20 protein-coding genes are annotated in these 26,230 nt (G+C 67.8%); 10 read left to right on the top strand and 10 right to left on the bottom strand.

The features are described 5' to 3' along the window. Positions 1-274 precede the first annotated feature (274 nt). Entirely contained in the window at positions 275-1,744 is a 1,470-nt protein-coding gene (locus O5K31_RS04075; protein ID WP_269716048.1) for a DEAD/DEAH box helicase, read from the top strand. A gap of 149 nt (positions 1,745-1,893) precedes the next feature. Continuing rightward, positions 1,894-3,717: a PAS domain-containing sensor histidine kinase gene (locus O5K31_RS04070; protein ID WP_269716047.1), complete on the top strand. Its 1,824-nt coding sequence runs from the start codon at positions 1,894-1,896 to the stop codon at positions 3,715-3,717. On the opposite strand, the gene argJ is transcribed toward O5K31_RS04070, so the two are convergent. The 3 genes from argJ to O5K31_RS04055 form a co-directional block, all read right to left on the bottom strand. After that, complete coding sequence (gene argJ / locus O5K31_RS04065) at positions 3,714-5,141, bottom strand: bifunctional glutamate N-acetyltransferase/amino-acid acetyltransferase ArgJ (protein WP_269716046.1); 1,428 nt, start codon at positions 5,139-5,141, stop codon at positions 3,714-3,716. The two genes, O5K31_RS04070 and argJ, sit on opposite strands and share 4 nt — an antisense overlap. Next, entirely contained in the window at positions 5,141-6,070 is a 930-nt protein-coding gene (locus O5K31_RS04060) for a peptidylprolyl isomerase (RefSeq protein WP_269716045.1), read from the bottom strand. The genes argJ and O5K31_RS04060 overlap by 1 nt, the downstream gene beginning before the upstream one ends. 186 nt (positions 6,071-6,256) lie before the next feature. After that, on the bottom strand, positions 6,257-8,470 hold the full coding sequence (locus O5K31_RS04055; RefSeq protein WP_269716044.1) for a S9 family peptidase: 2,214 nt from the start codon (positions 8,468-8,470) through the stop codon (positions 6,257-6,259). A 174-nt stretch (positions 8,471-8,644) separates the two neighbouring features. Between O5K31_RS04055 and secA the strand changes: the two genes are divergently transcribed. The 5 genes from secA to O5K31_RS04030 all read left to right on the top strand — a co-directional run bounded on the left by secA (position 8,645) and on the right by O5K31_RS04030 (position 16,207). Next, on the top strand, positions 8,645-11,413 hold the full coding sequence (gene secA, locus O5K31_RS04050) for a preprotein translocase subunit SecA (RefSeq protein WP_269716043.1): 2,769 nt from the start codon (positions 8,645-8,647) through the stop codon (positions 11,411-11,413). Positions 11,414-11,451: 38 nt separating this feature from the next. Beyond that, complete coding sequence (locus O5K31_RS04045; RefSeq protein WP_269716042.1) at positions 11,452-12,051, top strand: TetR/AcrR family transcriptional regulator; 600 nt, start codon at positions 11,452-11,454, stop codon at positions 12,049-12,051. Positions 12,052-12,137: 86 nt separating this feature from the next. Continuing rightward, positions 12,138-13,100, top strand: a complete 963-nt coding sequence (locus O5K31_RS04040; protein WP_269716041.1) for an acetyl-CoA carboxylase carboxyltransferase subunit alpha — start codon at positions 12,138-12,140, stop codon at positions 13,098-13,100. Positions 13,101-13,186: 86 nt separating this feature from the next. After that, on the top strand, positions 13,187-14,326 hold the full coding sequence (locus tag O5K31_RS04035; protein WP_269716040.1) for an NADH:flavin oxidoreductase/NADH oxidase: 1,140 nt from the start codon (positions 13,187-13,189) through the stop codon (positions 14,324-14,326). 177 nt (positions 14,327-14,503) lie between these two features. Continuing rightward, positions 14,504-16,207: an EAL domain-containing protein gene (locus O5K31_RS04030; RefSeq protein WP_269716039.1), complete on the top strand. Its 1,704-nt coding sequence runs from the start codon at positions 14,504-14,506 to the stop codon at positions 16,205-16,207. On the opposite strand, the gene O5K31_RS04025 is transcribed toward O5K31_RS04030, so the two are convergent. From O5K31_RS04025 to O5K31_RS03995, 7 genes are all read right to left on the bottom strand, one after another. Next, on the bottom strand, positions 16,204-17,004 hold the full coding sequence (locus O5K31_RS04025; RefSeq protein WP_269716038.1) for a phosphate/phosphite/phosphonate ABC transporter substrate-binding protein: 801 nt from the start codon (positions 17,002-17,004) through the stop codon (positions 16,204-16,206). The two genes, O5K31_RS04030 and O5K31_RS04025, sit on opposite strands and share 4 nt — an antisense overlap. Beyond that, complete coding sequence (locus O5K31_RS04020) at positions 17,001-18,011, bottom strand: threonine aldolase family protein (protein ID WP_269716037.1); 1,011 nt, start codon at positions 18,009-18,011, stop codon at positions 17,001-17,003. The genes O5K31_RS04025 and O5K31_RS04020 overlap by 4 nt, the downstream gene beginning before the upstream one ends. A 67-nt stretch (positions 18,012-18,078) precedes the next feature. Then, complete coding sequence (locus O5K31_RS04015) at positions 18,079-18,978, bottom strand: sigma-70 family RNA polymerase sigma factor (protein WP_269716036.1); 900 nt, start codon at positions 18,976-18,978, stop codon at positions 18,079-18,081. Then, positions 18,965-19,429 (bottom strand): carboxymuconolactone decarboxylase family protein, encoded by a 465-nt coding sequence (locus tag O5K31_RS04010; protein ID WP_269716035.1) that lies wholly within the window; start codon positions 19,427-19,429, stop codon positions 18,965-18,967. Before O5K31_RS04010 ends, O5K31_RS04015 begins: the two co-directional genes overlap by 14 nt. Positions 19,430-19,517: 88 nt before the next feature. Continuing rightward, entirely contained in the window at positions 19,518-20,573 is a 1,056-nt protein-coding gene (locus O5K31_RS04005) for an HpcH/HpaI aldolase/citrate lyase family protein (RefSeq protein ID WP_269716034.1), read from the bottom strand. A 68-nt stretch (positions 20,574-20,641) separates the two neighbouring features. Then, positions 20,642-21,550 (bottom strand): site-specific tyrosine recombinase XerD, encoded by a 909-nt coding sequence (locus O5K31_RS04000; RefSeq protein WP_269716033.1) that lies wholly within the window; start codon positions 21,548-21,550, stop codon positions 20,642-20,644. After that, positions 21,547-22,992, bottom strand: coding sequence for a hypothetical protein (locus O5K31_RS03995; protein ID WP_269716032.1), 1,446 nt, complete (start codon positions 22,990-22,992; stop codon positions 21,547-21,549). The genes O5K31_RS04000 and O5K31_RS03995 overlap by 4 nt, the downstream gene beginning before the upstream one ends. Positions 22,993-23,066: 74 nt before the next feature. Between O5K31_RS03995 and O5K31_RS03990 the strand changes: the two genes are divergently transcribed. Genes O5K31_RS03990 through O5K31_RS03980 form a run of 3 tightly spaced genes read left to right on the top strand, consistent with a single transcriptional unit; the run spans position 23,067 to position 26,007 of the window. Then, complete coding sequence (locus O5K31_RS03990; protein WP_269716031.1) at positions 23,067-23,609, top strand: shikimate kinase; 543 nt, start codon at positions 23,067-23,069, stop codon at positions 23,607-23,609. After that, positions 23,606-24,724: a 3-dehydroquinate synthase gene (aroB, locus tag O5K31_RS03985; RefSeq protein WP_269716030.1), complete on the top strand. Its 1,119-nt coding sequence runs from the start codon at positions 23,606-23,608 to the stop codon at positions 24,722-24,724. Before O5K31_RS03990 ends, aroB begins: the two co-directional genes overlap by 4 nt. Next, entirely contained in the window at positions 24,721-26,007 is a 1,287-nt protein-coding gene (locus O5K31_RS03980) for an HlyC/CorC family transporter (RefSeq protein ID WP_269716029.1), read from the top strand. Before aroB ends, O5K31_RS03980 begins: the two co-directional genes overlap by 4 nt. The last annotated feature ends 223 nt before the right edge of the window (positions 26,008-26,230 follow it).

Below are 26,230 nucleotides of genomic sequence, written 5' to 3'. Positions count from 1 at the left end.
TTGGGCGATTTAGGCAACCAGGGCCTGACGAAATGGCTCAAACCCTTTCAAAACTTGACTTTTGCAGCGCAGCATAAGATATAGGTCTCGCGTCTCAGTCGACGCTATCGGTGCTCCAGCCGCGTGAGGGTCCCTCGGGACCAGCCTGTCGAGCGCCATGAAAGATTTCCGACATAGACCGCCCGGGCCACGCGGGGCGCTCCCCAAAGACCCGACCGCACAGCGGCCGAGCCTTGAGGCCGGCTGCGCGCTGTCTGTTATGAAAAGAGACTACGTGACTCAGTTCACTGATTTCGGCCTCGCCAAACCCCTTCTGAAGGCGTTGGCCGACAAGGGCTACACCACGCCCACCCCCATCCAGGCGAAAGCCATCCCCACGGTCATGACCGGCCGCGACCTGCTGGGCATCGCCCAGACGGGCACCGGCAAGACCGCCGCCTTCGCCCTGCCGATCCTGCATCGCCTGGCCGAAGACCGTAAGCCGGCGCCGCGCCGCGGCTGCCGCGTGCTGGTCCTGTCGCCGACCCGCGAACTGGCCACCCAGATCGCCGACAGCTTCCGCGCCTATGGAGCGCACCTTGGCCTGACGGTCGCGGTGATCTTCGGCGGCGTGAAGTACGGCCCGCAGATGCGCGCCCTGGCCGCCGGCATCGACGTGCTGGTCGCCACCCCGGGCCGCCTGATCGACCACCTGGGCGAGAAGAGCGCCAACCTGTCGGGCACCGAGATCTTCGTCCTCGACGAGGCCGACCAGATGCTCGACATGGGCTTCATCCTGCCCATCCGCCGCATCGTGCAGCACCTGCCCAAGGAACGTCAGAACCTGTTCTTCTCGGCCACCATGCCGACGGAGATCGGCAAGCTGGCCGGCGAACTGCTGAAGAACCCCGAGCAGGTCTCGGTGACGCCGCAGGCCACCACGGTCGAGCGGATCAATCAGCAGGTCCTGTTCGTCGAGCAGCAACGCAAGCGCGCCCTGCTGGCCGAGCTGTTCGCTGAATCGGCGCTGAAACGCGTCATCGTCTTCACCCGCACCAAGCGCGGCGCCGACCGCGTGGCCAAGTACCTCAACGCCTGCGGCGTCGAGGCCGGGGCCATCCACGGCGACAAGACCCAGGGCCAGCGCGAGCGCGCCCTGGCGGCCTTCCGCGCCGGCGAGAGCCGCGCCCTGGTCGCCACCGACATCGCCGCCCGCGGCATCGACATCGACAGCGTCACCCACGTGGTGAACTTCGAACTGCCGAACGTGCCGGAAGCCTATGTCCACCGCATCGGCCGCACCGCGCGCGCCGGCGCTTCGGGCATCGCCTTCACCCTGTGCAGCGATGACGAGCGCAACCTGCTGAAGGACATCCAGCGCACCACGCGCCAGACGATCCCGGCCTTCGACCGTCGCAATGACAAGGGTCTGGCCGCCGCCGTGGCGGTTGAGGCCGAGCTGACCGGCGACAAGCCCGAACGCGGCGAGCGCGGCGGCAATGGCGGCCGCAACGGCCGTGGCCGCAACAACAACGCCCGCCCGGTCGATCCGCGCGATGACGTGCCGGCCGCCCTGCGCAAGCAGCGCCGGCCCAAGCGTCCCGCCGGTCAAGGCGGCGGCGCCCAGGCGCAAGGCCAGGCCCGCAACGGCGACCAGCGTCCCGCTGGAAAGCCGGCGCAGGTCCGCGCCAGCGGCGAAGGCTTCAAGGGTCCCAAGCGCCAAGCGGCCGCAGCGCCGGAAAAGCGCTGGAGTCCTATCGACTAAGCCAAGTCGCAGACTTGACTTCGACGGCTAAACCGCAAGGTTGAACCCCAAGCCCAACCGGGCTTGGGGAGCTTTGTTTGCAGGCCAGCCCAGCTTCGGTCGTCGATTTTTCGCCCCCCGCCCCCCTTGGCGGCGAGATGGGCGAACGCATGCGCGCGATCGACTGGGCCACAACGCCCCTGGGCCCCATGGAAGGCTGGTCGCCCGCCTTGCGCCTCACCCTGGGACTGGTGCTGGCCTCCGGCTTTCCCATGGCGCTGCGCTGGGGGCCTGAGTTCGTCATCCTCTACAATGACGCCTATGCGCCGATCCTGGGCGACAAGCATCCCTGGGCGCTTGGCCGGCCCTTCGCCGAGGTCTGGCCCGAGGTGGCCCCACAGCTGATCCCCACCCAGCAGAGCCTGCTGAATGGCGAGATGAGCGCGATCTTCACCGAGGACATGCCCCTGACCATCCAGCGCCACGGCGCCGAGATGGAAGCCGCCTGGTTCACGGTCAGCTACAGCCCGGTGCCGGACGACACCTCGCCGACGGGCGTGGGCGGGATCATGGCCACGGCGGTGGAGACCACCAACCGTGTGCTGGCCGAACGCGCCCTGCGCGCCAGCGAGGAGCGCTACGAATTCGCCCTGGACGCCGCGGGGGCTGTGGGCACCTGGAATTGGGACGTCCCGGCCAACAAGGTCTATGGCGATGAGCGTTTCGCCCGGCTCTACAATGTCGAGCCCATCGCCGCCGCCAATGGCGAGGCGATCTCGGCCTTCTTCGACGCCGTCCATCCCGACGACCGCAACCGGGTGGAGGCGGCGGTGGTCGCCCTGCTCGAAAAGGGCGGTGATTTCGCCGAGGAGTACCGGGTCACGTCCGCCGACGGGCTGGTCCGCTGGGTGTTCGCTCGGGGTCGTTGCTACATGGACGGCCAGCACCGCCCTCTGCGCTTTCCCGGGGTGGTGGTCGACCTGACGGAGCGCCGTGACGCCGAAGAAAAGCTCGCCATGCGCGAGGAGCAGCTACGCCTGGCCACCGACGCCGGCGACATCGGCTTTTGGGACGTGGATCTCCAGAACGACACCCTGGTGTGGTCGGATCGCACCAAGCAGATGTTCGGCCTGCGCCCGCACGTGCCCGTCACCATGGACGACTTCTACGCCGGCCTGCATCCGTCCGACCTGGTGCGGACCGCCGAGGCGTTTGGGCGGGCGATCAATCCCGACATCCGCGATGAATACGACATCGAGTACCGCACCGTCGGCCTTGAGGACGGCGTCGAGCGCTGGGTGGCCGTCAAGGGCAAGGCCTTCTTCGATGACGAGGGCCGTCCTCTGCGCGCCATCGGCTCGGCCCGCGACATCACGGAACGCAAGAAGGCCGACGAGCATCTGCGGCTGATGGTCAATGAGCTGAACCACCGGGTTAAGAACAGCCTGGCCAGCGTTCAAGCCGTGGCGGCCCAGACCTTCCGCGGCGCGACCTCTCTGGCGGAGGCCAAGGAGGCCTTCACCAACCGCCTGATCGCCATGTCCGATGCGCACGACATCCTGACCGATGAGAACTGGGAAGGGGCCGACCTGAGGGATATGGTCGCCGCCGCCGCGCGCCTGCATGCGGGCGAGGATGCTCTGCGTTTCGTCTCGGACGGACCGCCCGCGCGCCTATCGCCCAAGACCGCCCTGTCCCTGGCCATGGCCCTGCACGAGCTGGGCACTAACGCGGTGAAGTACGGCGCCCTGTCCACGCCGCCGGGACGGGTGTCGGTGCGATGGAGCGTCGAGGGCCGCGAGGCCGAGCGGCGACTTCGACTGATCTGGACCGAGTCCGGCGGCCCGCCGGTCACGCCGCCGCGCCGTCGCGGCTTCGGCTCGCGCCTGATGGAGAAGGGCCTGGCCGCGGAGCTGGGCGGCCAGGTGACCCTGAGCTTCGATCCCGCCGGCGTCGTCTGCATCATCGACGCGCCGCTGCTGGAAGAGGTCTAGCTCCGATAATCGCCGTTGATGGCGACGTACTGCTTGGTCAGGTCGCAGGTCCAGACCGTGGACGAGCCGCGGCCGACGCCGACATCCACCGAAATCTCCAGCTCCTGGTTCTTCATGTAGGCGCTCATCTTCGCCTCATTGTAGTCGGGTGCGACAAGGCCGTCGTGAGCAGCGGTCAGCGGACCGAAGCGCACGGCGATGCGGTCGCGGTTGATCGGCTCGTCCGCGCGGCCCACGGCCATGACGATGCGGCCCCAGTTGGCGTCCTCGCCAGCGATGGCGGTCTTGACCAGGGGGCTTTCGGCGATGGTGCGGGCGATCTTGCGAGCACTGGCCGGGCTTTCGGCGCCATTGACGGTGATGCGGACGAACTTGGTCGCCCCCTCGCCGTCCTTGACCAGCTGCAGGGCCAGGTCGAGCAGCACGGCTTCCAGCTTTTCGCGGAAATCCGCCAGGCGCCGGTCGCCGGCGCGGCTGATCCGGGGCGCGCCGGACTGGCCGGTGGCGAACAGCAGCAGGGTGTCGTTGGTGGACCGGTCGCCGTCCACCGTGACAGCGTTGAAGGTGGTGCGGGTATAGAGGCTGACCAGTGTCTGCAGGGCGGCCGGCGCGATGGCCGCGTCCGTCGCCACGAAGGCCAGCATGGTGGCCATGTCGGGCGCGATCATGCCCGAGCCCTTGGCGATGCCGGCGATCTTGACCTTCACCCCATCGATCTCGGCCACCGCGTACGCTCCCTTGGGGAAGGTATCGGTGGTCATGATGGCGTTGGCGGCCGCGCTCCAGGCGTCGGCGGTCAGGCGCGGCTCGATCTCGGGCAGGCGGGCGGTGATCTTGGCGTCGTCCAGGATCACGCCGATGACGCCGGTGGATGCCATCATCACATCGCGCTGGCGGCAGTCGAAGCGCTTGGCCACGGCGGTGGCGACCCGGCGGGCCGCGTCGGCGCCAGGGCGACCGGTGAAACTGTTGGCGCAGCCGGCGTTGACCACCAGAGCGCGGACGTTCTCGCCCTTGCTCATTTCCAGATGCTTCTTGCACCAGTCGACCGGGGCCGAGCCCACGCCGTGGCGGGTGAACACCCCGGCGGCGGAGGTCCCCTCGGCGAAGCGCATAAGCAGGACATCCTCGCGGACGTGCTTGTAGAAGCCCGCGTGGCCGGTGGCGATCTCGACGCCGGTGATCGGCGGAATCGAGGGGAACGGCACGGCCAGGGGCGACACGGCCAGACCCGGCTTGCCCGGCGCACCGGCGGGCGCGGCGGCTTGTTGCGCCTGAGCCTTGGCCGCAAAGGGCCGCTTGAGGGCCGAGGTCAGAGGATCGAGCGCCTGCTCGACCGCCTGGCCGACCTTTTCCAACGGCTTGGCGGCGGGGCTCTTCTTGGCGGCGGCCTTGGCCGGGGTTTTCGAAGGCGTGCGGCTCATCAGTTCGCCTTAGCGGGGGAGGTTTGGGCGGCGGGAGCGGAGGCTGGTTCGCGCGGCGCGCCGGGAATCTCTGGCTGGCCAGGCAGCAGGGTCTCGACCTTGGCCTTGGCGCGCAGCTTCTCCAGCAGGTCGCGGACCTGATCATAGGTCAGGAAGCGGACAATCTGCGGTCGGGCGGCCTCGATGGTGATCGGCTCTTCGGTGCGCTTGTCCTCGACCTTCACGATGGCGAAGCCGCCCTCGGTGGCGAACGGGCCGACCAGCGAGCCGACGGCGGCGTCCTTGAGCGCGGCGGCATAGGCCTCGGGCATGACGTCGACGGTGAAGTAGCCGAGGTCGCCGCCGTTGAAGCGGGTCGCCGCGTCGGTGGAGCGTTCCATGGCCAGGGCCTCGAACGAGGCGCCGGCGGCCAGCAACTTGCGCACCGCCTCGCCGTCGGCCTGGGTCGGGACGAGGATCTGGCGCGCCTTGATCTCTTCGGATCGCTTCGAGAGCTTCAGCTGCTCCTGATAGAGGCCGCGGATGGCGTTGTCGTTGACCGCCTTCTCCACAACCCCCTCGACCAGCATGTCGCCCAGGATGCGTTCGCGGGCGGCGGCCAGGCGGCGTTGGGCGGCCGGGTCCTTGTCCAGCTTGCGCTTCAAAGCCTCGGCGGCCAGCAGCTTTTGATCGACCACCTCGTCCAGCACCCGGCGGAACAGGTCCGACGACGGATCGAGGGGGTCGCCCTCGCCGATCAGGCCCTGGGCCACGGCTTCGCGCTTGACGTCGCTGGTCCAGACCGGACGGCTGTCGACGCGGGCGACGATCTCGTCCCCCGGCTCCGGCGGCTTTTCGGTCCCCGGCGTGCGCCCGCAGGCGGCCAAGGTCAGGCACGCCGCCAACAGGGCGACGATCAGAAAGGCGGGGCGTCTTGCGGCCAAGGTCATGAGGGACTCCTTGCTGCTTCAAGGCTCCGTAACGCCAGTCGCCGACGGGCGCCAGCATCATATGCCCCCACTCCGTCTTGCCCCGGCTCGTCCGGGGCATCCATGCCCTATCCGTTCCGCTTGCGCGGCGGTGATGTCACGGCATGGGTCGCCCGAACAAGTCGGGCGAAGACGAGGTTGGAAACCCTACGTCCCCGGCTTCAGCTTACGCCCCAGGAAATCCAGATACGTCTTCCAGACGTGCAGGCCCTTGGATGGGCTTCGCACCACGCTGTGGCGTTCGCCGGGGTACAGCATCGTCTCGAACGGTTGGGCCGCGGCCTGCATCTGGGCCATCACGCGGGTGGCGTTCTCGAAGATGACGTTATCGTCGCTCATGCCGTGGACCAGCAACAGGTCGCCCGACAGGTTCTTCAGGCGCGGTCCGACTTCCGAGGCCTTGTAGCCGGCGACGTTGCCCTGGGGCGTGCCCATGAAACGCTCGGTGTAGTGAGTGTCGTACAGGGACCAGTCGGTGGGCGGCGCGCCGCTGATCCCAGCCGTGAAGCCGGAATTGGGCTCGGTCAGCAGCATCAGGGACATGTAGCCGCCGTAGGACCAGCCCACGACGCCGATCCGGGCGGGGTCCACATAAGGCAGGGTCTTGAGGAAGTTCGCGCCGGCGACCTGGTCGGCCACCTCCACCGTGCCCAGCTTGCGGTCCAGAGCGGTCTTGAAGGCCACCGAGCGGTTCACCGAGCCCCGGTTATCCAGACGGAAGACCACATAGCCGGCGTCGAGGAACAAACGCTCGCGCGGCTCGTACCACTTCCTGGCCACTGTCTGGCTGGTGGGGCCGCCATAGACCAGAACCACGACGGGATACTTCTTGGACGGGTCGAAGTTCGGCGGGGTGGTCAGGCCGTAATAGAGGTCCTGACCGTCGGCGGCCTTGATCGTGCCGAAGGTCGGGGCGCGATGGCTGGCGACATAGGGCGCGTAGGGGTGGCTGGCGTCGAGGCGGTTCTCCTCGATCCAGCGCACGCGCTTGCCCGTCGCATCGTAAAGCGCGGTGCGCGGCGGGGTGGCGGGGTCCGAATAGGTCCCGGTGAAGGCGCCGCCCTTGTCGGCCACGTCGACCGTCCACCACCCGCCGGCGGGGGTCAGGGCCTTGGGCGCGGCGGGTGACTTGTAGCTGATCGAATAGAGACGGCGCTCCAGCGGCGTGTCGATGGAGGCCGAGAACAGGGCCAGGCCCTTGGCCTCGTCCACGCCCTCCAGCGCGTCCATGGGCCATTCGCCCTTGGTCACCTGACGGATCAGGCGACCGTCGGCGGCGTGCAGGTACAGGTGGCGGAAGCCGGACTTTTCCGACGACCACAGAAATGAGCCGTCCTTGAGCGGCTTGAAGTCGTCGGTCAGTTCGACCCAGTGGGGCGATGTCTCGGTCAGGATCACCCGGGCCGCGCCCGTGGCCGGATCGACCGCCAGCAAGTCCAGGCGCTGCTGATCGCGGGTCTGGCGCTGGACGTAGAGCGTCTTGCCATCCTTGGACCAGTTCACCCGGGCGACATAGATGTCCGTGTCGGCGCCCAGATCGACCTTGACCTTCTCGCCGCTGGCCAGGTCGTGGACATACACCTCGACCACGGCGTTGGGCCGGCCGGCGCGCGGATAGCGCTGGGCCACCGAGGTCGCGCCCGACGCGCCGATGTCCAGACGGGGCACCACGTCCACGCCGCTTTCATCCACGCGGGTCAGGGCGATCTTCGTCTCGTCCGGCGACCACCAGTAGCCGGTGTCGCGGTCCATCTCCTCCTGAGCGATGAATTCGGCCGTGGCCCAGGCGACGGTGTCCTTGCCGTCCGTGGTCAGGGCGCGCTCGGCCCCGCCGGCCAGGGGCATGACATAGAGGTTCTGCTCGCGGACGAAGGAGACGTAGGTCCCCTTGGGCGAGACCTTGCCGTCCACCTCGTCGCCACCGGTCTGGGTAAGGCGTCGGACCTGACCGCCAGCCGCCTCGGCCAGGAACAGGTCGCCGTCCACGGGAACCAGGATGAAGCGGCCCTGTTCGTCCCAGTGGTATTCGACGACGCCGGTCTGGGCGATGCGCATGCGCTCGCGGCGGGCGACCTCTGCTTCTGACAGGGTCTTGCCCTCAGGTGACAGGGCGCGGGCGTCCACCAGGCGATAGGGCTCGCCGCCCTTTACATCCACTGCCCACAGGTCGGTGACCTTCTGATCCTCGACCTTGGCCTTGCGATAGGTGACGCGCTTGCCGTCCGGCGACAGGGCCACGCCCAAGGCCTTTGGACCATTGAGGTCCGGATCGGCGAAGACGCGCTCGGGCGTGAGGACTTGGGCCTGGGCGGAACCGGCGGACAGGATCGCAGCGAGGGCGACGGGAACGATATGGCGCATTCAGCGTCTTTGGCGCGGGGCAGGGCCCATGGTCAACGGTTAGAATGCCCCGCTCGCGTTGACACTGGGTGGACCGCTGCTTAAGTCTCCGGCGCGCTGAACGAGGCGGATTTTCCAGCGGTTCCAAGGGCCGGCCGCCTCGCTCCCACCGATTTTCACGGAACATTCCCCCGCATGCTCGGCTTCGCCAAAAAGCTTTTCGGCTCCTCCAACGAACGCAAGGTGAAGGGCTATCAGGCCCGTGTCGCCAAGATCAACGCGCTCGAGCCGCAGTTCGAGGCCCTCAGCGACGCCGAACTGGCGGGCAAGACCGCCGAGTTCCGGGCGCGTCACGAGAAGGGCGAGTCCCTGGACGCCCTGCTGCCGGAAGCCTTCGCGGCGGTCCGTGAAGCGGCCAAGCGCGCTATCGGCCTGCGGCATTTCGACGTGCAGATGGTCGGCGGCATGGTCCTGCATGGCGGCGGCATCGCCGAAATGCGGACCGGCGAAGGCAAGACCCTGGTCGGCACCCTGCCCGTCTATCTGAACGCCCTGAGCGGCAAGGGCGTCCACGTCATCACCGTCAACGACTACCTGGCCAGCCGCGACAGCGACTGGATGGGCCGTGTCTATAAGTTCCTGGGCCTGTCGGTGGGCGTGATCGTCAACGGCCTGAGCCAGGGCCAGCGTCAAGCGGCCTATCGCTGCGACATAACCTACGGCACCAACAACGAGTTCGGCTTCGACTATCTGCGCGACAACCTCGTCTATGACGTGCGCGAGATGGTCCAGCGCGGCCACAACTTCGCGATCGTCGACGAAGTCGACTCCATCCTGATCGACGAGGCCCGCACGCCGCTGATCATCTCGGGCCCAACCGAGGACCGCAGCGAGCTCTACAAGATCATCGACGCGCTCGTGAAAGAGCTGATCAAGGACACCACGACCTTCGATCACGACGAGAAGCAGCGCCAGGTCATCCTCACCGAGGAGGGCCAGGAGCGCATCGAGGAGATGCTGACCGAGGGCGGGCACCTGGCCGAGGACACGGCCGGCCTCTATGACGCGGCCAACGTCTCGCTGGTCCACCACGTAAACCAGGCCCTGCGCGCCAACGTCCTGTACACGCGCGACAAGGATTACATCGTCAAGGGCGGCGAAGTGGTCCTGATCGACGAGTTCACCGGCCGCATGATGTCCGGCCGCCGCCTGTCCGAAGGCCTGCACCAGGCCATCGAGGCCAAGGAAGGCGCCGACATCCAGCCCGAGAACCAGACCCTGGCCTCGGTGACGATCCAGAACTACTTCCGCCTCTATTCCAAGCTGTCGGGCATGACCGGCACCGCGGCCACCGAGGCCCAGGAATTCGGCGACATCTACAAGATGGACGTGTCGGAAATCCCGACCAACCGGCCGATCAAGCGCATCGACTTCGACGACGAGGTCTATCGTACCGAAGCCGAGAAGAACGCCGCCATCCTCAAGCAGGTCGAGGACTGCTACGTCCGCGGCCAGCCGATCCTGGTGGGCACCGCCTCGATCGAGAAGTCCGAGCTGCTCTCGGAGCTGATGAACAAGCACAGCTTCGAAGTCGATGGCAAGACGACCAAGGGCATCCCGCACAACGTGCTGAACGCGCGCTACCACGAACAGGAAGCCCTGATCGTGGCGGACGCCGGCGTTCCTGGCGCGGTGACCATCGCCACCAACATGGCCGGCCGCGGCACCGACATCCAGCTGGGCGGCAACGTCGACATGAAGCTGGCCGCCTGGCGCGAAGAGCAGGCCGGCCTGGGCATCGAGGTCAGCGCCGAGCGTGAAAAAGAGCGCCGCGCCGAGATCGAGACCGAGATCAAGGACCTGAAGATCAAGGCGCTGGAAGCCGGCGGCCTGTACGTCCTGGGCACCGAGCGCCACGAGAGCCGCCGCATCGACAACCAGCTTCGCGGCCGTACCGGCCGTCAGGGCGACCCGGGCACCTCGAAGTTCTTCCTGTCCTGCGAGGACGACCTGCTGCGCATCTTCGCCGGCGACCGTCTGGACGCGATCATGCGCACTTTCGGCGTTCAGGAGGGTGAGGCCATCACCCACCCCTGGCTGAACCGCGCCATCGCCACCGCCCAGAAGAAGGTCGAGCAGCGCAACTACGAGATCCGCAAGAACCTCCTGAAGTACGACGACGTCGTCAACGACCAGCGCAAGGCCGTGTTCGAGCAGCGCCAGGAGTTCATGGAGGCCTCCGATCTGTCCGAGATCGTCGCTGAAATGCGCGAGGACGTGATCGACGACCTGATCGCCCGTCACCTGCCGCCCAAGGCCTATGCCGAGCAGTGGGACATCGACGGCCTGGAAGAGCGCGTCGACCACATCTTCGGCATGAAGCTGCCGCTGAAGGACTGGGCGGCCGAAGAAGGCATCGCCAACGAAGAGATCCGCGAGCGTCTGGCCGCGGCGGTCAACGCCCGGGCCGCCGAGCGCGAGACCCTGCTAAGCCCCGAGCAGACCCGCCAGATCGAGAAGAACTTCCTGTTGCAGATGGTCGATCTTCAGTGGCGCGAGCACCTGATGCACCTGGACCACCTGCGCAATGTCATCGGCCTGCGCGGCTACGCCCAGCGCGACCCGCTGAATGAATACAAGACCGAGGCCTTCTCGCTGTTCGAGAAGCTGCTGATCGACCTGCGCACCAACACCACCCGCTGGCTGATGACGGTCGAGATCCAGATGGCCGACCCGACGCCGGAGCCGACCCCGTCGGGTCTGATCGAGGTCCACATGGACCCGAACACCGGCGAGAACGAACGCGCCGCGGCCATGTTCGGCGGCGCGCCGGGCGACAGTCAGGCCCGCGAGGCCCTGCCGGTCAGCGCCCTGCCGGAAGGCTGGGACCGCACCAGCCGCAATGCGCCCTGCCCCTGCGGCTCGAACAAGAAGTTCAAGCACTGCCACGGCGCGCTGGTCTGATTTAGCTTCCCGCTGATTTATGGTGTAAATCAGCGGGAATGCCCCGCGTCCTCTCCACGGCTGAAATCTCCGACTTCCGCGAGCGCTTGTGCGCCGTGGCGGAGCGGCTGTTCGCCGAGCGGGGCGCGGAGGGGGTGACCCTGCGCCAGGTGGCGGCGGAGCTGGGTGTCAGCGCCATGACCCCCTATCGCTACTTCAAGGACAAGGACGAGATCCTGGCCGCCGTGCGGACCAGCGCCTTCGAGCGCTTCGCCTCGGCCATGGAGGCGGCTTATGCGGGCACGACAGGCGATGCGCGCGTCAAATCCCAAGCGGTGGCCGCCGCCTACATGCAGTTCGCCACCGAAAGTCCCCAGGCCTATCGCCTGATGGTCGACATCGCCCAGCTCAACGAGGCGGACTATCCCGAACTGGTCGCGGCGGTGGAGCGATCGCGCGCCACCATGACCGCCTATGTCCAGGGGCTGGTGGATGAGGGCGTGGTGGCGGGCGACCCGTACCAGATCGGCCTGGCGTTCTGGGCAGCCATGCATGGGGTGATGAGCCTGCGCCTGGCTGGGAAGCTGCCGCAGGAGGATGAGGCGGCCGTGCGCGGACTGATCTTCCACGCCCTGGGCAAGGGGCTCAAGCCAAGCTGACGCAGGCGTGAAGCCGGACCGCTTGCTCCCAAGCCCTCACAGCCCTAGGTTCGGCGCCTTTCCGGGGCGGAAGCGTTCAATACCTCATGGCTGCGCATTATCTCGAATTCGAACGGCCCATCGCCGAGCTCGAATCCAAGATCGAAGAACTTTCCCGACTGTCCGAGACGGCTGGTCCTGGCGCGTTCGACGCCGAGATCGAGGCCCTGCGCACCCGCGCCGGCAAGCTGCGAGCCGAGGCCTATGCGGGCCTGAACGCCTGGCAGAAGACCCAGGTCGCGCGCCACCCGCAACGCCCGCACTTCGTGGACTATGTCGGCGCCCTGATCGACGAGTTCGTCGAGCTGCGCGGCGACCGCAAGTTCGCCGACGATCAGGCCATCGTGGGCGGCCTCGGGCGTTTCCGGGGCGTGCCCGTGGTCGTCATGGGCCATGAGAAGGGCCACGACACCACCACCCGCCTGAAGCACAACTTCGGCATGGCCCGCCCCGAAGGCTATCGCAAGGCGGTGCGCCTGATGGACATGGCCGAGCGCTTCAACCTGCCGGTCATCAGCTTCGTCGACACCGCCGGCGCCTATCCGGGCATCGGGGCCGAGGAGCGCGGCCAGTCGGAAGCCATCGCCCGGTCCACCGAGCGCTGCCTGACCCTGGGCACGCCGATGATCGCCACCATCGTGGGTGAAGGCGGTTCGGGCGGGGCCATCGCCATCGCCGGCGCCAACCGCGTGCTGATTCTGGAGCACTCGATCTATTCGGTGATCAGCCCTGAAGGCGCGGCCTCGATCCTGTGGCGCGATGGCGCCCGGGCCAAGGACGCCGCCGAGCAGATGAAGATCACCGCCCAGGACCTGATCAAGCTGGGCATCGTCGACCGCATCGTGGATGAGCCGGCCGGCGGAGCCCATTCGGACCCGGCCGCGGCGATCAAGGCCGTGGGCGACGCGGTGGAGGAAGAGTTGAACGCCCTGTCCGCCCTGTCGCCGGACGAACTGCGCAAGCAGCGGGCCGACCGCTTCTACGCCATCGGCCGCAAGGGTCTGGCCTAGACCTCAGAATTTCTGCGGCCCTCGGCCCCTTCATCTGAAGCGGAAAGCGCATAGCTAAACGGCAACCGAAACCGGAACCGTTGCCTATGACCACGCCTGCTCTGTTCACGCCCCTGACCCTTCGCGGGGTAACGCTGAAGAACCGCATCGCGGTGTCCCCGATGTGTCAGTACTCGGCGACGGACGGCGTGCCCAACGACTGGCATTTCGTGCATCTGGGCCGCTTCGCCATCGGCGGCGCCGGTCTGGTGATGGTCGAAGCTACCGCCGTGGAAGCGGAAGGCCGCATCACCCACGGCGACCTTGGGCTGTGGAACGACGAGCAACAGGGGCGACTCGCCCGGATCGCCGCCTTCCTCAAGAGCCAGGGCGCGGTTCCGGCCATCCAGATCGGCCACGCCGGCCGCAAGGCCAGCACCCACCGCCCCTTCGAGGGCGGCCATCCGATCACGACCGAGAACGCCAGGCCGGGCGAATCCGCCTGGCAGACCGTCGCCCCCAGCGCCATTCCCTTCGCCGACGGCTATCACACGCCTCGCGCGCTGACGGTCGAGGAAATCCATGGCCTGACCGCCAAGTTCGTGGACAGCGCCAAGCGCGCCCTGGCCGCCGGGTTCGAGGTGCTGGAGATCCATGGCGCTCACGGCTACCTGCTGACCGAATTCCTGTCGCCGATCTCCAACCACCGCAGCGACCAGTACGGCGGCGACTTCCAGGGCCGCACGCGGTTCCTGCTGGAGACCGTCGAGGCCGTCCGCGCCGTGTGGCCCGACGACAAGCCGCTGTTCGTGCGCCTGTCCACCGTGGACGGTACGCCGGGCGGCTGGTCGCTGGAGGACAGCGTGGTCCTGGCCGGCGAGCTCAAGGCGCGGGGCGTTGATGTCATCGACAGCTCCTCCGGCGGGCTGACGCCGTCGATGGAGACGGCCAACCGCCCGGCGCCGCTGTACCAGACGCCCTATGCCGAGGCCGTGCGCCGCGACGCCGGGATCGCCACCATGGCCGTGGGCCTCATCACCCAGCCGCAGGAAGCCGAGGCGATCATCGCCGACGGTCAGGCCGACATCGTCGCTCTGGGCCGCGCCATGCTGGAGAACCCCAACTGGGCGCAGGACGCCAAGGCCGCGCTTGATCCCGAACATATCGGAGACGACGCCTGGCCTCTGGCGACCGGCTATGCGGTGAAGTCCTTAAAGGGTTTCAAGGCCAAGCGTGGCCTAGCCTGATACAATCTTGAGAACAGGTCCGGATCGTTTCGGCACAAGTCATGAATAACCACGGTTATTCATTGCAACGTTATTGCGAAACCTTTGTGAAATAAGGGGTTTTCGGCTTTCGATTAGCGAGTCGTTAGCTGCGATGCGGCTTCTTGCACGCCATCTGAATTCCAGAGCGTGTTCCTTATGGCGACGTTGCGCGACATCGCTGAACCGGCCCAGCCGGTCGGTCCGGGCGAGCTGGGCAAGCATGTCTATGACCGGTTCCGTAGCGAGCCGGACCTGCTGATCCTGCCGGTCGTCGACGCCTATGGTCGGCCGGTGGGACTGCTGGAGCGCAACGCGTTCTTCGTGCGGATGGCGGCGGAGTATGGCCGCGCCATCTATGCCGAGCGGCCTATCGAGCGGCTGATGGACCCCACCCCCCTGACGGTGGACGCCTCGCTGCCCCTGGCCCAATTCACGACAGAGGCGCTTTCCGACCGGCCGTCGGACCTGCTGCGTGGGTTCATCGTTCACGACCAGGGACGCTATCTGGGTGTCGGCACCGTCATCGCCCTGCTGCGGGCGGCCAATCGCGCCTTCGTGCAGCTGGCGCACTATGATCCCCTGACGGACCTGCCCAACCGGGTGCTGTTCCACAAGCAATTGCGTGAGGCCCTGGCCCGCGCCGATCGCGGCGCCAGCCAGGTGGCGGTGCTGTGCATCGACCTGGACCGCTTCAAGACCGTCAACGACACCCTCGGCCATGCGGTGGGCGACGAGCTGCTGCAGGCTGCCGGCCAGCGCCTTCGCTCCTGCGTGCGCGAGGGCGACACGGTGGCCCGCCTGGGCGGCGACGAGTTCGCCATTGTCCAGAACGGCGTGACCGGCCCGGACGACGCCCGGCACCTGGCGGCCCGCATCGTGGAGACCATGAGCGCGCCGCTGACCTTGCACGGGCATAACGTGGTGGCCGGCGCCAGCGTCGGCGTGGCCGTGGCCCCTCTGGACGGCCGCGAGCCCGACGAGCTGCTCAAGAAGGCTGATATGGCCATGTACCGGGTGAAGGGCGAAGGCCGACGCGGCTTCCGCTTCTTCGAGCCCGCCATGGATGAGGTCCTGCAAAGCCGCCGCCGACTGGAGCTGGACCTGCGCCGGGCGCTGGAGATGGGCGAGTTCGAGCTACGATACCAGCCGCTCTACGACCTGGCGTCGGAGCGGGTGACGGGCTGCGAGGCGCTATTGCGCTGGCGGCACCCCGAGCGGGGTCTGGTGTCCCCCGCCGACTTCATCCCCCTGGCCGAGGAGATCGGCCTGATCGTGCCCCTGGGCGAGTGGGTCCTGCGTCAGGCCTGCGCCGAGGCGGCGGGCTGGCCCGCGGGGATCAGCCTGGCGGTGAACCTGTCGCCGATCCAGTTTCGCGACCGGACCCTGCTGGACACGGTGAAAGCGGCGCTGGATGCATCGGGCCTTTCGCCGCGCCGCCTGCAACTGGAGATCACGGAGTCTGTGCTGCTGGCCGACAACGCCGCCAACCTGGCGCTGCTGCATGACCTGCGCCGCCTGGGCGTGCTGATCGCCATGGACGATTTCGGCACCGGCTATTCGTCGCTGAGCTATCTGCGCAGCTTCCCCTTCGACAAGATCAAGATCGACCAGACCTTCGTGCGCGACATCCCCCGCGACGCCGACGCCCTGTCGATCATCCGCACCGTGGCCGACCTGGGCGAACGGCTGGGCATCGTCACCACCGCCGAAGGGGTCGAGACCGCCGAGCAGTTCGAAGCCCTGCGCAACCAGGGCTGCCGCGAGATCCAGGGCTATCTGATCAGCCCGCCCAAGGAAGCGGCCGACATCATGACCCTGCTGCTGGCCGAGAGCGAATTCGCCCAGGCCGGCGCGGCCTAGAAGAACGGCGCGTAGACCTTCGGGTCGACGGGGATCAGCCGCGTCGCGCCCTCGGTTTCCGACCAGCCCTTGGACAGGGCTTCGGCCGGCGCGGCGGCCTGCGGCGAGGTCAGGGCCTTGGCCACGAGGTCACAGGGGTTCTGGGCGGCCTGAACGCAGACCACAGGGCCAGGCGGAATGGGTTCCGAGCGCCAGAGCTGGGTCAGCTTGGCGGCCTCGGCGGGCTTTTCGGCCTTCAGCCTGCGCCAGGGCTCTTCGGCCAGGGCGGCGATATCGGCGGAGCCGTCCAGCAGGCGGTTCATGGCGCCATCATGCGTTCCCGCGAACCCGACGTCGGTCAGGTTCAGGCCTCTGTCCTTGAGCCACGCCGCTTGCACCAGCGCGCCGGAGGTGGAGCCGGGGATCACGCGGATGTAGCGCAGTCCGCTGGCCTTCAGATCAACGCCGGCTCGCGTCAGCAATACGCCGCGATAGGCGTCCAGGGTGGCGGGCGGAACGTCGAACATGGCGACGGGGCGAGCGGCCGGCGCCTTCGCCGACGACAGGTAGGCGGACAGGTTGGTCACCGCGACATCCACCTTGCCCTCACGGATCGCGGCGGCGAGGGCGTCCGGCGAGGCGAGGACCTGCACGGTGACCGGCCGCCTCAGCGCATGGCTCAGATGCTCGGCCATGGGCGCCAGGGCGGCGGCGCGGTCGTAGCGGGCGTAGTGATAGGTGGCGAGCGTCAGAGCGCGTGGCTCGGCCACCGCGCCGGTGGCGGCCAGAGCGAGCAGACCGGCGAGCAGGGCCCTCATGCGACAGCCTTCAGCGCTTCGCCCAGTTCCTCGACCAGTTCCGGCGTGGTCGCCCAAGAGCACATGAAGCGCACCGAGCCGTCGAGGAAGCGATAGACGAACCAGCCCTTGGCCTGGAGCCGCTGCAGGGTGGCCTCGTCCATCTGAACGAACAGGCCGTTGGCCTCCACGGGATGTAGCAGCGGGAACGGCATCAGGGCCGCCAGCTTTTGCGCCATGGCGTTGGCGTGGACGGAGCGATCAACCCAGGCGCCGGTCTCCAGCAGGCCGATCCACGGGGCGGCCAGATAACGCCCCTTGGAGATCAGTTGGCCGGAATGCTTGATCCGCGCCTCCAACCGACGCTCGAAACGCTTGTCGAAGAACACCACCGCCTCGGTGGGGGTGGAGCCGGCCTTGGTCCCGCCCATGACCAGGATATCGACGCCCATCTTGGCGATGGATTTTAGGTCGAAGCCGGCGGCGACGGCGTTGGCCAGACGTGCGCCGTCCAGATGGACGCCATAGCCCTTTGCCTTGGCGGGGGCGATCAGGGCGGCCAGCGCCTCGCCCGAATAGACCGTGCCGTATTCGGTGGCCTGGGTCAGGGACAGGGCCGCCGCCGGCTGACGGTAGGAGACATCCGGCTCGGCGAGCGCGGCCTGCAGCGCGCCCAACTCCATTTTGCCGCTGGCGCCCGGCAGGCCGATCAGGCCCGTGCCGTGGGTGAAGAATCCGGGCGCGCCGGTCTCGTCGGTGCAGATGTGGGCGTGCTCGTGGGCGATCACCGCCTCGTGCGGCTGGGCCAGGCAACCCAGCGCGAAGGCGTTGGCGGCCGTGCCCGACGGCAGGAACTTCACCACCGCGTCGGCGTCCAGGGCCTGACGGATCAGGTCGGCCGCGCGGGCGCTGACGTGGTCCGAACCATAGCCCGAGGCCGTTCCTGCGTTGGCCGCGATCAGGGCGTCCATGACTTCCGGCATGGCTCCGGCGACGTTGTCGGAGGCGAAGTCGTAGCGGGCGGCCATGAGCGATCCTTGCGGCGATTGAGGCGAAGCCTTCTACCGCTGCAACGCCTGACCGGCAAAGGCCTGCTCAGTGGGCGCCTGCTTCGCCTTCCAGCGCCGACAGCGCCGCCGTCACCCGCTCCAGCTTCTCCGGATTGCGTGTGATGTAGACGGCGGTGATCCGGCCGTTCTCGATCTCGAAGGCGGTGGTCTGCAACATGTCCCCCCGCTCGCGGCTGACATAGCCCGGCAGGCCGTCGATCCACATGGGCCGCAGCATGACCGATTGCTGCGCGACCTCTTTGCGGAACTGGCTCCGATAGAGCCGCAGCACATGCTCCAGGCCAAGGATCGGATTGATGAAGGCATGCACCTTGCCGCCGCCGTCGGAGCGGATGACCACCCCTTCCGCCAACAGCCCTCGCAGGGCGTTCAGGTCGCCGCTGCGGGTGGCGTCGAAAAAGGCCTGAGCGATACGGGCGCCCTCGTCCTCGGCCACCGGATAGCGGGGGCGGGCGTCCTGCACGTGGCGGCGAGCGCGGACGGCCAGTTGTCGGACCGCGGCGGGATCACGCTCCAGCGTGCCCGCCACCTCGTCCAGGCCGACGCCGAACACGTCGTGCAGCAGGAAGGCCGCCCGCTCTAGCGGCGACAGCCGCTCCAGCGCCATCATCAGGGTGAGTGTCAAATCGTCTTCCTGCGGCTCGTGCTCCGGCTCCAGCAGCGGCTCAGGCAGCCAGGAGCCCACATAGGACTCCCGCCGCACCCGGGCGGACTTCATGTGGTCCAGGCACAGCCGGGTCACCGTGCGCGATAGAAAGGCCGTAGGCGTCTGGACCGTGGCCTGGTCCACCTGCCGCCAGCGCAACCAGGCGTCCTGAACCACATCCTCCGCCTCGGCCAAGGAGCCGAGCATACGATAGGCCAGGCGCAGCAGCCGGGGCCGCTGCGCCTGGAAGATCGCCGTGCCGTCGTCAGGCGGCGACATCGGCCGGGTCCACGGCTGGAAGCACGCGAAAGCCGACCTGCAAGCGGTTCCAGGTATTGATCGCGCCGATCAGCAGGGTGAGATGGACCTGCTCGGCCTCACTGAACACCGCCGTCACCTGAGCGTAATCCGCGTCCGAGGCGCCGTTCTGCGGCAGCAGGGTCAGGGCTTCGGTCCAGGCCAGGGCCGCGCGTTCGCGGGCGGTGTAGACCGGCGCTTCGCGCCAGGCGGCCAGCAAATCCAGCCGCACCTGCTTTTCGCCGTGCTTGCGCGCGTCGGTGGCGTGCATGTTCAGGCAAAAGGCGCAGCCGTTGATCTGCGAGGCGCGCAACTTCACCAGCTCGATAAGCGGGTGCTCCAACCCGCTGTTCATGATGCTGGTTTCCAGAGCGATCATCGCTTTGACGCCTTCAGGGGCGAACTTGTGGGGGTTCGGCAGTCGCGGGGTCATTGTCGTCTCCATCCGTGCTCTATGCACGTTCGCCCTGAAGACGAGATGGCCTGCCCCGAGTGTGACACGACTGCCGAAGTTTTTTTGATCAGAACCCGTAGAGCTTGGCGTACTCGGCATCCCGCAGGGCGATCTGACGGGCGCAGTCGACCATGACCTTGGCCTGTTTCCAGGTAGCGTCGTCCTGCATCTTGCCGTCCAGCATGGCCACGCCGGTGCCGTCAGGCATGGCTTCCAGAATGCGGCGGGCGAAGGCGACCTCGGCGGGATCGGGGCTGAACACCTGCTTGGCGATGGCGACCTGACTGGGATGCAGGCTCCAGGCGCCGACGCAGCCCATCAGGAAAGCGTTGCGGAACTGCTGCTCACAGGCGACCGGATCATCGATGGCGCCGAACGGGCCGTAGAACGGCTTGATGCCGTGGGCGGCGCAGGCGTCGACCATCTTGGCGAAAGTGTAGTGCCACAAATCCTGCTGGACGCTGGCGCGGGCGGCGCCGTCGGCGTGCGGGTCCTCGATCACCCGATAGCCGGGATGCCCTCCGCCGACGCGCGTGGTCTTCATGGCGCGGCTGGCGGCGAGATCGGCGGGGCCAAGGCTGATGCCCTGCATCCGGGGACTGGCGCCGGCGATGGCCTCGACGTTCATCACGCCCTCGGCCGTTTCCAGGATGGCGTGCAGCAGAATCGGCTTGGTGACGCCGTGCTTGGCCTCCAACGAGGCCAGCAGTTGGTCCATGTAGAAGATGTCCCACGGCCCTTCGACCTTGGGGACCATGATGACGTCGATCTTGGAGCCTGCGCGCTCGACGATCTGGCTGACCTCGTCCAGGTGCCAGGGGGAGTTCAGGCAGTTGATGCGGGTCCAGAAGCCGACGCCCGCCGCCGCGAAGTCCACGTTGCGGGCCAGCTCGACCAGGCCGGCCAGGGCCGCGCCCTTGGCGTCGGCGGGGATGGCGTCCTCAAGGTTGGCCAGGATCACGTCCACCTCGCCCAGCAGGTCAGGGACCTTGGCGCGCACCTTGTCCAGGTGAGGCGGCACGAAGTGGATCATCCGCTCCACGCGGCTGGGCAGTTCGCGCAACGGCGCCGGGGCGCCGATGGCCAGGGGTTTGAAGAATCCTCTGGGCGTCTTGGTCGTCATGGTCTCGCTCCCCGCGCTCTTTTCTTATTTCGCAATTGCGAGAAGATTTGCGGCGATGCGGAAGAAGGTCAACTCTTCTTCGCGAGCGGATGCTTTTCCTCAACCACCGCCTTAAGTCGCCCCTCCGCCACGTGGGTGTAAATCTGGGTCGTGGCGATGTCGGCGTGGCCGAGCAGGGTCTGGACCACGCGCAGGTCGGCCCCGCCCTCCAGCAGGTGAGTGGCGAAGGCGTGTCGCAGGACGTGAGGACTAACCTTCTCACGATCGATGCCGGCGACGGCCGCCGCCTCGTCCAGAAGCTGAGCCACGCGGCGTGAGGTCAGGCGGCCGGCGGCGCTACGCGATACGAACAGCCAGGGACTGCTCTTAATGCCGGATGGCAGAAAACCACTTCTTACCTCCAAATAAGCCTTCACGGCGGTCCGTGCGGCGTCGTTGAGCGGGGCCAGCCGTTCCTTGCCGCCCTTGCCTTTGACGATCAGGTAGGTCGGGTCCCGCGTCAGGGCCGCCAGTGGCAGGTTGAGCAGTTCGGAGATGCGCAGGCCCGAGGCATAGAGCAGCTCGATCATGCAGGCCAGACGCAGGCCGTGAGCGGGGTCCTTGTCCCCCGCGGCGGCGATCAGGCTCTCGACCTCTTCGCGCGACAGCACCTTGGGAAGAGGGCGGCCCTTCTTGGGCGCTTCAACCCGGCGGGACGGATCGTCGGTGCGCCAGCCCTCGCCCAGGATGAACCGGTGGAACTGGCGCAAGGCCGAGCGACGACGCGACGCTGTGGCCGGCGATAGGCCGCGCGCGCCCAGATCGGTGAAATAGGCCTCGATGTCTTCGGCGGAGGCGCTGGCGAAGTCGCGCTTGCGGGCCGATAGGAAACCGTGGGCGTCCTGTAGGTCCTTGCCATAGGCGGTCAGGGTGTTCTTGGAGGCCGCGCGTTCGACGGCCATCATTTCGAGAAACGCCTCGACCCAGCCGGCGCTCATTTGATCTGCAGGGTCAGGATGCCCTCGGCGGCGAAAGCGCGGGCGTCGGCGGTCAGGCCGGCGCGGTTCAAGGCGCGGACGACGCGAGCGCGATCGGCGCTGGAGAAGTTGCCGATGCCCGCGTCGGCGGCGACGCTGAGCGCCAGCAGGCCGGTCTCGCCCTTCAGTCCGGCCGCCGAGGCCTGGTCCAGGGCCGCGAGGCGGGCCGGCGAGGCGCTGGAGCGGGGGCCTTCGAAGGCCGCGAACTCGCCCCGCGCCTGGGCGCTCATGGACACGCCCTCGGCGGGGGCAAGCGCCCACAGGATCATGGCGGCGGGCTGGGCCGGCGACTTCGCGCCGCCCTGCGCGCCGCGTTCGACCAGGCGATCAAGCGTTGGACCGTCGGCCTGGCCGGATGCAGCGGCGATCAGGGCGTCGATCAGAGCCATGTCATCGGCCGACGCGGCGCTGTCGGATACCAAATCCGAACGGATGGCGCGGGCGGCGTCGACATCGCCAGCCGCCACCGCAGCGCGGATGAACAGCAGCGGGTCCTGCAGCGGCGCGCGGGCGCCGACGAGGGCGACGATCACGGGCCGCGTGGAAACGCTGGCCTCTGTGAAGGCTACAATCCCCTTGGTCCGGCGCAGGAAGGCCAGGGCCGAGGTCTCCGCCGCCGTCAGATCGCCGGCCGCCAATTCGGGCGGGGCGGCGGGGACCGACAGGTGGGCGGCGATGGCGGGACTGGCGTTGGCGCGGGCGGCGTCCATGTTCAGACCCAGCTTGCGCGACAGGGCGTATTCGACGCCGCTCTTCAGGGACGCATCGCCCGGATTTCCCGCTCCCGCGATCAAGGCGCCCATGAGCCGCGGATAGGCCGACCCCTTCGGCTCCTGCGCGGTGGCCAGGGTCAGGGTCAGTTGCGCCGCCTCGACCTGACCGCCCGTGGCCTGGCAGAAGGCGCGCAGGCGCAGCCAGTAAGGATTGCCCCGGTTCTCGGTGACCGCGTCGGCGATGGCGCAGGCGCGGCCATCGTCCCCGACGATCAGGGCGGATTCGGCCGCCGCCTGGGACAGGGCGGAGCTGGACGACAGGTTCGGCGCGCGCCGCAGGATCGCCGCCGCGCCCTCCGCCTCGCCCAAGGCCAGCAGACCCTGGACCCGCGCCGCGCCCAGAGCGGGATCGTTCCCCACCCCATCCGGACCGCTGGCGCCCGTACTGAGCAGCCGGCGCGCCAGGTTCTGGGTCGCAGGGGACAGACCCTTGGCCGAAATCTTGGGCAGGGCGTCACGCAGGATGGCGGGCGACGTGCCGCGCCAAAGATCGGAGCCCAGCCCTGTGTCGGGGCCCACCGGCGTCGAGAACAGGTCGGGTGGGGCGAGGGTCGTGACCTCCACCTGAGCCAGAGCAGAGCCGGAAATGGCGAGGCAGAGTGCGGCGGGGAGAACGCTGAGTCGGACCATGGGCGTGATTATGCCCGCCCCGAACGTGGCGCCCAACCCCATGGTCGTGTAAGCGGTTGTCCCCAAGCACCACCATGACCGCCGCAGCCGCCATTCCTTCAAGAACCATCGTGCTCGTCGGCCTCATGGGCGTGGGCAAGTCGAGTGTCGGCCGTCGGCTCGCCTATGCGCTCGGATTGCCCTTCAAGGACGCCGATACCGAGGTCGAGGCCGCCGCGGGTCGGACCATCCCGGAAATCTTCGCCGAACTGGGCGAGGCCGCCTTTCGTGACGGCGAGCGCCGGGTGATCGCGCGGCTGCTGGAAGAACCGGTCCATGTGCTGGCCACCGGCGGCGGCGCCTTCGTCGATCCCCGGACCCGCGAACTGATCAAGGACCAGGCGATCTCCATCTGGCTGAAGGCCGACCTGGAGATTCTAGCGCGACGGGTGGGCCGCAAGGACAGCCGCCCCCTGCTGCGCGACAAGGATCCGATCGAGGTGCTGCGCCAACTGGCCGAGGTGCGTTACCCGCTCTACGCCGAGGCCGACATCGTGGTCGAGACCGCCGACACGCCGCATCAGGTGGCCGTCGATCAGGTCCTGGCGGCCCTGACCGCTCACGAGGCGAACGCATGAACAATATACGCACCATCTCCGTCGGCCTGGGGGACCGCGCCTATGACGTCGTGGTCGGGCCCGGCCTGATCGACACGGCGGGCGAGCGTATCGCACCCCTGCTCAAGCGCCGCCGCACGGCCATCGTCGCGGACGCCAATGTGGCGGAACATCACGGCGAACGCCTGGCCGCGGCTCTGGAGAAGGCCGACATCGCCGTCGATGTGATCCTGGTTCCGCCGGGCGAAGAGTCCAAAAGCTGGGAGGGCCTGGCGCAGGTTAGCGACCAACTACTGGCGCTCAATCTCGATCGCGGCGACGTGGTGATTGCGTTCGGCGGCGGGGTCGTCGGCGATCTGACGGGCTTCGCGGCCGCCATCTACAAGCGCGGGATCGACTTCATCCAGATACCCACCACCCTGCTGGCCCAGGTGGACAGCTCGGTGGGCGGCAAGACGGCCATCGACACCCCGCGCGGCAAGAACCTGATCGGCGCCTTCCATCAGCCGCGGCTGGTGCTGGCGGATCTGGACGTTCTAGCGACCCTGCCAGACCGTGAGATGGCCTGCGGCTATGCCGAAGTGATCAAGTATGGCCTGCTGGGCGACTTCGCCTTCTTCGAATGGCTGGAGGCCAATGGCCCGGCGGTGCTGGCGCGCGAGCCGGCCGCCCTGCTGCACGCGGTGGCTCGCTCGGTCCAAATGAAGGCGGAGATCGTCGCCGAGGACGAGAAGGAAGCCGGCCGCCGCGCCCTGCTGAATCTCGGCCACACCTTCGGCCACGCGCTGGAAGGCGAGATGGGTTTCGGCGACGCGCTCAAGCATGGCGAGGCCGTGGCGATCGGCATGGCCCAGGCCTTCCGCTTCTCCGCCCGCCAGGGCCTGTGCTCCGCTCAGGACGCCGCCCGCGCCGAGGCCGCCATCGCGGCCGTGGGCCTGCCGGTGCGTCCGGCGCAGGTCCGAGCGGAACCGTTCGCCGCCGACGCGCTTCTGGCTCACATGGGGCAGGACAAGAAGGCCGAGGGCGGCAAGCTGACCTTCATCCTGGCGCGGGCGATCGGCGACGCAGTGACAGCCAAGGGCGTGGACGCGGCCCAGATACGCGACTTTCTGCTGACTGAAGGGGCTACGCCGTGATCTGGGCCATCCTGGCGGCGCTCGCGCCGTCGCTGATCGTGCTTCTAGCTCTGTCGGGTCTGATATCGGCGGCCGAGACGTCGATGACCGCCGCCAGCCGGGGCCGCATGCACCAGCTGGAGCGTGAGGGCGACAAGGCCGCCGCACGCGTCAACCGCCTGAACACCGACCAGGAGCGGATGATCGGCGCCATCCTGCTGTCCAACAACGTCATCAATATCGGCGCGTCGGCCCTGACCACCAGCGTGCTGGCCGCCGCCTTCCCCGGACCCGTAGGCGCCATCGTGGCGACCGTGGTGATGACGGTGCTGATCGTCATCTTCTCGGAAATCCTGCCCAAGACCCTGGCCATCGCCCGAGCCGATGACGTGGCGCGGGCCATATCGATCCCGGCCCTGATCGTGGTGAAGATCTTCGGCCCCGTGGCGCGCGGCGCCCAGTGGATCGTGCGCCAGACCCTGAAACCCTTCGGCATCAACCTGTCGATGGAGACCGACGTTCTGGCCGCCCACGAGGAAATCCGCGGCGCGGTGGAATATCACCACTCCGAGGGCCTGGTGGAGGGCCGCGACCGCCGCATGCTGGGCGGCGTCCTCGACCTGTCGGAAATGGACGTGTCGGAGGTGATGGTTCACCGCAAGTCCATGGTCATGCTCGATATCGACCTGCCGGCGCGCCAGCTGATCACCCAGGCCCTGGACAACGCCCATTCGCGCCTGCCGCTGTATCGGGGCGAGACGGAGAACATCGTCGGCGTGCTGCACGCCAAGGACCTGCTGAAAGCCATCGCCGCCGTCGATGGCCGCATGGACAGCATCAATATCGAGTCCATCGCTCGCGAACCTTGGTTCATCCCTGACACGACGAACCTCAAGGACCAGCTGAACGCCTTCCTCAAGCGGCGCAGCCATTTCGCCCTGGTGGTCGATGAATACGGCGCCCTGCAGGGTCTGGTGACCCTGGAGGACATCCTTGAGGAGATCGTCGGCGAGATCGACGACGAGCATGACGACGCGGTCGAAGGCGTGCGCCGCCAGCCCGACGGCAGCGTCAATGTGGACGGGTCCGTCACTGTGCGCGACCTGAACCGCGCCATGGACTGGGACCTGCCGGAAGGCGACGCGGTGACCATCGCCGGCCTGGTGATCCACGAGGCCCAGACCATCCCCGATCCCGGCCAGACCTTCATCTTCCACCGGCATCGGTTCCAGGTCCTGCGCCGGCAGCGCAACCAGATCACCGCCCTGCGCGTCAGTCCGCGACTGGACGAGACGGCGGTCTAGGCCGTTCGTCCCCAGATATCAGCGCTGGCAGCGACGAGTCGTCACGCTTTCAAACACGATCGCGGCGCTATATGTCGGGTGGCGGACAGAGGCCAATCCCCCGAATGATGTATGGCGAGACTGTGGCGACCTTCCGGTCGCCCAGCCAGCGCACGGGTTTCGACTCGACTCTGCTTCAGCAAGGACTGATCAGTTAAATTGTCCGGCGATCCAACGCCGGGCT

The organism is Caulobacter sp. NIBR2454 (genome assembly GCF_027474405.1).
GTDB lineage: Bacteria > Pseudomonadota > Alphaproteobacteria > Caulobacterales > Caulobacteraceae > Caulobacter.
The sequence above is the reverse complement of the archived record's forward strand: the minus strand, read 5'-3'. Positions and strand labels throughout refer to the sequence as shown.

What these genes read in the sequence shown, in the direction of transcription:
- O5K31_RS04070 (WP_269716047.1), top strand. Translation starts at nt 1,894, where the DNA reads ATGCGCGCGATCGACTGGGCCACAACGCCCCTGGGCCCCATGGAAGGC.
- argJ (WP_269716046.1), bottom strand. Translation starts at nt 5,141, where the DNA reads ATGAGCCGCACGCCTTCGAAAACCCCGGCCAAGGCCGCCGCCAAGAAG.
- O5K31_RS04060 (WP_269716045.1), bottom strand. Translation starts at nt 6,070, where the DNA reads ATGACCTTGGCCGCAAGACGCCCCGCCTTTCTGATCGTCGCCCTGTTG.
- O5K31_RS04055 (WP_269716044.1), bottom strand. Translation starts at nt 8,470, where the DNA reads ATGCGCCATATCGTTCCCGTCGCCCTCGCTGCGATCCTGTCCGCCGGT.
- secA (WP_269716043.1), top strand. Translation starts at nt 8,645, where the DNA reads ATGCTCGGCTTCGCCAAAAAGCTTTTCGGCTCCTCCAACGAACGCAAG.
- O5K31_RS04045 (WP_269716042.1), top strand. Translation starts at nt 11,452, where the DNA reads ATGCCCCGCGTCCTCTCCACGGCTGAAATCTCCGACTTCCGCGAGCGC.
- O5K31_RS04040 (WP_269716041.1), top strand. Translation starts at nt 12,138, where the DNA reads ATGGCTGCGCATTATCTCGAATTCGAACGGCCCATCGCCGAGCTCGAA.
- O5K31_RS04035 (WP_269716040.1), top strand. Translation starts at nt 13,187, where the DNA reads ATGACCACGCCTGCTCTGTTCACGCCCCTGACCCTTCGCGGGGTAACG.
- O5K31_RS04030 (WP_269716039.1), top strand. Translation starts at nt 14,504, where the DNA reads ATGGCGACGTTGCGCGACATCGCTGAACCGGCCCAGCCGGTCGGTCCG.
- O5K31_RS04025 (WP_269716038.1), bottom strand. Translation starts at nt 17,004, where the DNA reads ATGAGGGCCCTGCTCGCCGGTCTGCTCGCTCTGGCCGCCACCGGCGCG.
- O5K31_RS04020 (WP_269716037.1), bottom strand. Translation starts at nt 18,011, where the DNA reads ATGGCCGCCCGCTACGACTTCGCCTCCGACAACGTCGCCGGAGCCATG.
- O5K31_RS04015 (WP_269716036.1), bottom strand. Translation starts at nt 18,978, where the DNA reads ATGTCGCCGCCTGACGACGGCACGGCGATCTTCCAGGCGCAGCGGCCC.
- O5K31_RS04010 (WP_269716035.1), bottom strand. Translation starts at nt 19,429, where the DNA reads ATGACCCCGCGACTGCCGAACCCCCACAAGTTCGCCCCTGAAGGCGTC.
- O5K31_RS04005 (WP_269716034.1), bottom strand. Translation starts at nt 20,573, where the DNA reads ATGACGACCAAGACGCCCAGAGGATTCTTCAAACCCCTGGCCATCGGC.
- O5K31_RS04000 (WP_269716033.1), bottom strand. Translation starts at nt 21,550, where the DNA reads ATGAGCGCCGGCTGGGTCGAGGCGTTTCTCGAAATGATGGCCGTCGAA.
- O5K31_RS03995 (WP_269716032.1), bottom strand. Translation starts at nt 22,992, where the DNA reads ATGGTCCGACTCAGCGTTCTCCCCGCCGCACTCTGCCTCGCCATTTCC.
- O5K31_RS03990 (WP_269716031.1), top strand. Translation starts at nt 23,067, where the DNA reads ATGACCGCCGCAGCCGCCATTCCTTCAAGAACCATCGTGCTCGTCGGC.
- aroB (WP_269716030.1), top strand. Translation starts at nt 23,606, where the DNA reads ATGAACAATATACGCACCATCTCCGTCGGCCTGGGGGACCGCGCCTAT.